5 protein-coding genes are annotated in these 5,561 nt (G+C 73.4%); 3 read left to right on the plus strand and 2 right to left on the minus strand.

The genetic code is table 11. The annotated features are described in order from the left end of the window. Window positions 1–150: 150 nt before the first annotated feature. The 3 genes from ACIQOV_RS25160 to ACIQOV_RS25170 all read left to right on the plus strand — a co-directional run bounded on the left by ACIQOV_RS25160 (window position 151) and on the right by ACIQOV_RS25170 (window position 2,949). A complete protein-coding gene (locus ACIQOV_RS25160) occupies window positions 151–981 on the plus strand; it encodes an ABC transporter permease (RefSeq protein ID WP_401052045.1) in 831 nt (276 codons plus the stop codon). Between the two features lie 97 nt (window positions 982–1,078). Then, on the plus strand, window positions 1,079–2,308 hold the full coding sequence (locus ACIQOV_RS25165; protein ID WP_401052048.1) for a sensor histidine kinase: 1,230 nt from the start codon (window positions 1,079–1,081) through the stop codon (window positions 2,306–2,308). A gap of 17 nt (window positions 2,309–2,325) precedes the next feature. Beyond that, window positions 2,326–2,949: a response regulator gene (locus ACIQOV_RS25170; protein ID WP_401052050.1), complete on the plus strand. Its 624-nt coding sequence runs from the start codon at window positions 2,326–2,328 to the stop codon at window positions 2,947–2,949. A 27-nt stretch (window positions 2,950–2,976) separates the two neighbouring features. On the opposite strand, the gene ACIQOV_RS25175 is transcribed toward ACIQOV_RS25170, so the two are convergent. Both ACIQOV_RS25175 and ACIQOV_RS25180 read right to left on the minus strand, forming a co-directional pair. Further along, complete coding sequence (locus tag ACIQOV_RS25175; RefSeq protein ID WP_401052053.1) at window positions 2,977–3,876, minus strand: phosphoribosylaminoimidazolesuccinocarboxamide synthase; 900 nt, start codon at window positions 3,874–3,876, stop codon at window positions 2,977–2,979. 131 nt (window positions 3,877–4,007) lie between these two features. Next, window positions 4,008–5,555: a N,N-dimethylformamidase beta subunit family domain-containing protein gene (locus tag ACIQOV_RS25180; protein WP_401052056.1), complete on the minus strand. Its 1,548-nt coding sequence runs from the start codon at window positions 5,553–5,555 to the stop codon at window positions 4,008–4,010. Window positions 5,556–5,561 lie beyond the last annotated feature (6 nt).

Here is a 5,561-nt window from a genome sequence, read left to right on the forward strand (position 1 = left end):
CCACGGGATCGCGCTCGGCGCCCTGGACGCCCGCAGCGCCTCGCTGGAGGAGGCCTTCCTCGCGATCGCCTCCGAGGCCGCCCACCAGAACCCCCCGCAGGCGCCCGCCGCCGACCGCCCCGCCCGCCGCCGCCTGATCGGATCCGCCCGATGACCACCACCGTCGCCACCGCCGCCACCGGTCCGCAGAGCACCGCCGCCCGTCGGCTGCTCGCCCTCGGCCGGGCCGAGGCCACCCTGCTGCTGCGCAACCGCACGGCGCTGTTCACCGCCCTGGCGCTGCCGCTGTTCCTGGTCTTCACCCTGAAGGGCGCGCTCTCCCAGCAGGCCGAGTCCAACCCCGGACTGGACGTCGACTCGCTGCTGGTCTACGGCTCGGTCGGGATGATCCTGGCCTTCGTCGTGTACTACAACCTGACCGCCGCGTACGTCGGGCGGCGCGGCGAGCTGGTCCTCAAGCGGCTGCGCACCGGCGAGGCCCGGGACATCGAGATCCTGCTCGGCACGGCCGTCCCCTCGGTCGCGCTCGGCCTGATGATGGCCGCCCTGATCGGGATCGGCGGCAGCCTCGGCCTCCACCTGGCCGTGCCGGTCAACCCGGTGCTGATGCTGGTCGGCCTGCTGCTGGCGCTGGCCACCATGATCGCCCTGGCCGCGCTGTCCAGCGCCTTCACCAGGACCGTGGAGAGCGCGGGCATCACCACCCTGCCGATCATGCTGGTGATGCAGCTCGGCTCCGGGCTGTTCATCCCGCTGGAGGTCATGCCCAAGCAGCTCGCCGACATCTGCCGCCTGCTGCCGACCACCCCGGCCTTCCAGCTGATCCGCGTCGGCTGGTTCGGCACCGACGGCTCGGCCGCCGCGACCGGCTTCGCCGGCTCCTGGGGCGCCGCCGGCTCGCACCTGGTCACCGGGGCGATCTGGCTGGGCCTGGCGGTCTGGGGCGCGGTGCGCTACTTCCGCTGGGAACCGCGCCGCTGAGCATCGAGCAGTAATCCGAAGGAACGCCCCCGGTACGGCCTCTGATATGAAGGCAGCAAGCAGGATCGTGGTCGAACTGGGGGCGGAAGAAGTGAGAATGCGGTCGCCGCATCGGCACTGGACCAGCCTGAGCAAACCCCAGCGCACCGAGCTGTACCTGCGCTGGTCGCTCTACCTGATGGCGATGTTCGTCCTACCCGGCGTCCTGCTCGGCGCCGGGAGCGCCGTCGGCCAGGCCGGGAACATCCCGGTGATCCGGATCTCCGTGCTGATCGGGCTCGCCACCACCCTGGTCCTGCTGCGGACCTACCGCGTCGCGATGGACCACTACCTCGGCCGCCCCACCGACCCCCGGCTCTGGCTCGCCCTCTCGGTCGGCCTCGCGGTGGCGGGCTCCTGGACCGTCCTGCTGTTCGGCCCCGCCGACGGCGGACCGGAAAGCCCCGGCGGCCTCCCCTTCACCCTGTTCGTCACCAGCAGCCTGTTGCTGTTCGCCCACGGCCCGGTGTGCGTGGCGCTGGCTCCCCGCCGGGCCGCCGTCGTCGGATTGGGTATGCTGCTGGCCGTCTTCCCGGCCGCGGTACTCGCCGGGATCGACCCCGCCGGCACCGCCGGCTACCTGGCCGGACTCACCCTCGGGATGGCCTTCCTCGGCCCCAGCTGCCGCAGCTTCGCCTGGCTCACCTCGATCGTCTGGGAGCTGGACGCCGCCCGCGAGGCCCAGTCCCGGCTGGCCGTCGCCGAGGAGCGGCTGCGCTTCTCCCGCGACCTCCACGACGTGATGGGCCGCAACCTCACCACCATCGCGCTGAAGAGCGAGCTCGCCGTCCAGCTCGCCCGCCGGGGGCGCGAGGAGGCCGCCGACCAGATGGCCGAGGTGCAGAAGATCGCCCAGGAGTCGCAGCGCGAGGTCCGGGACGTCATCCGCGGCTACCGCACCGCCGACCTGCACGCCGAGGCGATCGGCGCCCGGGCGGTGCTGCGTTCGGCCGACGTCTCCTGCGAGATCGACCTCGGCGAGCACGCCGACCGGCTGCCGGGCCCGGTCCAGTCGGTGTTCGGCTGGGTGATCCGCGAGGCCACCACCAACGTGCTGCGGCACAGCGAGGCCGGCCGCTGCCTGATCCGGCTGCGGACCGAGGACGGACGGGCCGTACTGGAGCTGGAGAATGACGGGGTGCCCGACATCCCGTTCCCCTCCCAGGGCAGCGGCACCGGGCTGCGCGGACTGCGCGAGCGGCTCGCCGCCCACGACGGCGAACTGACCGTGTCGACCGCCGAGGCGGGCGTCTTCCGGATGCTCGCCACCGTCCCGCTCCCCCGCTGAGGAAGAAAGACCGCCCGATGACCGAGAACGCCGCGCCCGTCCGCGTCCTGCTCGCCGACGACGAGCACCTGATCCGGGGCGCGCTGGCCGCGCTGCTCTCGCTGGAGGACGACATCGAGGTGGTCGCCCAGGCCGGCTCCGGCACCGAGGCACTGGCGATGGCGCTGGCCCACCGCCCGGACGTCGCGGTGCTGGACCTCCAGATGCCGGGCAAGGACGGCATCGAGGTGGCCACCCAGCTGCGGCTGGCGCTGCCGGACTGCCGCTGCATGATCGTCACCGGCCACGGCCGCCCCGGCTACCTGAAGCGGGCGCTGGAGGTCGGGGTGCGCGGCTTCCTGCCGAAGACCGTCTCGGCGGCGGACCTGGCCGGCATCATCCGCACCGTGCGCTCCGGCGGCCGGTACGTGGACCCCGAGCTGGCGGCGGACGCGATCAGCGCCGGCGAGACCCCGCTGACCCCGCGCGAGACGGACGTCCTGGAGCTGGCCGCCGACGGCACCCCGATCGCCGAGATCGCCGAACGGGCCTCGCTCTCCCAGGGCACCGTGCGCAACTACCTGTCCTCGGCGGCCACCAAGCTGGGCGCGGAGAACCGCCACGCGGCGGTGCGGATCGCCCGCGAGCACGGCTGGATCTGAGGCCGTGCCCGCGGGCGGTCGAGCGGGTCAGGCCCAGGTGGTCCCGGTCAGCCGCTCGTACACGTCGATGTACTTGGCGCGGGTCAGCTCGACGATCTCGGCCGGCAGCGCCGGCGGCGGCTGCTCGCTGTAGCGGTCCCAGCCGGAGTCCGGGGAGACCAGCCAGTCGCGGATCAGCTGCTTGTCGAAGGACGACTGCGAGCGGCCCGCCTCGTACTCGTCGGCCGGCCAGTAGCGGGAGGAGTCCGGGGTGAGCACCTCGTCGCCGATCACCAGCTCGCCGTCCAGCAGGCCGAACTCGAACTTGGTGTCGGCCAGGATGATGCCGCGCGCGCGGGCGATGTCCCGGGCCCGGGCGTAGACGTCCAGGGTGGTGCGGCGCAACTGCGAGGCGAGTTCGGCGCCGATCCGGCGGGCGGTCTCCTCGTAGGAGACGTTCTCGTCGTGCTCGCCGACCTCGGCCTTGAGCGCGGGGGTGTAGATCGGGGCGGGCAGCTCGGAGCTGTTCTCCAGGCCCTCCGGCAGCGCGATGCCGCAGACCGTGCGGCTCTCCTGGTACTCGGCCAGGCCGGAGCCGGCCAGGTAGCCGCGGGCGACCGCCTCGACCGGGATCATCTCCAGGCTGCGGCAGACCAGCGTGCGGCCCTTCCAGTCGGCCGGGGCGCCGGCCGGGACCTCGGTGGAGATCACGTGGTTGGGAACGATGTCGGCGATCCGCTCGAACCACCACAGCGACAGCTGGGTGAGGATGCGGCCCTTGTCCGGGATCTCGTTCGGCAGCACCCAGTCGTGGGCGGACGTCCGGTCGCTGGCCACCATGACCAGCTCGCCCGAACCGGTGCGGTAGAGGTCGCGCACCTTGCCGGTGTGCAGGTGGACCAGGCCGGGTACCTGGACCGGCTCGGGCTTGGTGACAAATCCGCTCAAGGTGTTCAGTCCTCAGGGGTCGTTCACGGGCGGGGGCACCGCGAAAGGGGAGGTCACTGCCCCCGCAGTCTTTCACGCCCGCCGGAACGCCGGTTCTCCGGCCACCGCGCGCCGGTTCTCGGCCACCGTGGTCAGTGCAGCTGGTTCTTGCAGAGCCGGTCCAGCAGGTTGGCGGTGGCCCGCTGGATGCGCTCGTCGGTCAGCCCCGGGCGCCCCAGCGCGGGCGACCAGGCGAAGGTGCCGGCCGCGAAGACGTACGCGCCGCTGGGCGCGCGGTACAGCGAGGTCTCCTGGTAGCGGGTGCGGCCGGCCGGGTCCTGGTACGGCGAGTGCGCCAGCAGCACCCGCTCGACGTGCTCGGGCAGCGCCACCTTGGGGTAGTAGCGGTCGGCCTCGCCGGCGACCAGCCCGGGCAGCTCGTCGCCCTCCTGGAGGCCGGTGCCGTCCCAGAGCCAGTGCGCGGTGTGCCGGGCGACCAGCGGGACGGGCGCGGCGACCCGCCCCGAGTACTGCACCCCGAGCAGGTGCTGCTCGGGCTCCCCGGCGTCCCGCCACAGCGCGCTGGCCGCGCCGGGCGCCCCGGCGGCCGGGCTGCCGGCACCGACCTTCTGCCGCTTGCGGCAGTTGAGCAGCCGGTTGGGCTCGCCGGAGGCGGCGGCGGTCAGCTCGACCCGCCAGTACATGGTGTTGGCGGAGAGGAACACCAGCGAGGTGCCGCCGTCCCTGGCCCGCTCGGCGGCCCGGCGCATCGGCTCGGACCAGTACTCGTCGTGGCCGGGGAAGACCAGCGCCCGGTGCCGGGACGGGTCCACCAGGCCGGCGTGCAGGTCGGTGGCGGTGGCGTAGGAGAGGTCGTAGCCGAAGCGCTCGGCCCAGCGGATGAAGTCGTACGCGTGGCCGACGTGCAGCGGCAGTCCGGCGGTGGCGTGCGGGCGGTCGAAGGATACGGTGACGGCCGCCTCCGGCTCGCCGACCAGGCCGCCCCGGCCGTCCCAGGCGTGGTAGAGGCTGGCGCCGGTGCGGCCGTCCTCGGGGAACAGGTTGTACGCCTGCCAGGTCACGTCCGGGAGCACCAGGAGCAGTTCGGCGGTGCCCGCCCGGTCCTCGAAGTCCCGGACGGTGAAGGGGATGTGGCTGCGGTGCAGCATGTCCGCGGTGGTCAGCACGGCGACGTAGGCGCCGGGCTTCCAGTGCGCCGGGATCTGTTGCCGCCAGGAGTGCCACCAGTGGTGGCAGGAGACCGTCCGGTCGACCACCAGCGGGGCGGGCTGGGCGAGGCCGGCGATCGACGGGCTGGAGGTCATGTGGCGGGCGCCGTCACCGCCGTAGTGGCCGATCCGGAAGATGTTCACGGTGAACTCGCGGGGCGGGTTGACGGTGACCCGGAAGTCCACCGAGCCGCCGGGGCGGACCACCCCGGCCGAGGCGAAGCCCTTGATCTGCTGGTCCACGTCGTTGGCGCCCTGCGGGGTTCCGACGGACGGCTTCCTGCGGACTCCGGCCGTCAGCGACTGCTGGCCCGGCGCGCCCACCGAGACGTACCAGGGCACGGCGCCCTCCGCCCCGGCCAGGTACTGGTCCGGGCTGCGCAGCCAGGGCAGCGGGCCCTGGCCGAAGGGGTCGGACACGCTGTAGGCGTGCGTCCCCGACTCCCAGCGGCGGTTGAGTTCGGTCCCCACGCGCCC

Source organism: Kitasatospora sp. NPDC091257 (genome assembly GCF_044757675.1).
GTDB classification, from domain to species: Bacteria; Actinomycetota; Actinomycetes; order Streptomycetales; family Streptomycetaceae; genus Kitasatospora; species Kitasatospora lactacystinica.

Bases quoted from the DNA above. Each gene is read 5' to 3' on its own strand.
- ACIQOV_RS25170 (WP_401052050.1), top strand. From the start codon at position 2,326: ATGACCGAGAACGCCGCGCCCGTCCGCGTCCTGCTCGCCGACGACGAG.
- ACIQOV_RS25160 (WP_401052045.1), top strand. From the start codon at position 151: ATGACCACCACCGTCGCCACCGCCGCCACCGGTCCGCAGAGCACCGCC.
- ACIQOV_RS25165 (WP_401052048.1), top strand. From the start codon at position 1,079: ATGCGGTCGCCGCATCGGCACTGGACCAGCCTGAGCAAACCCCAGCGC.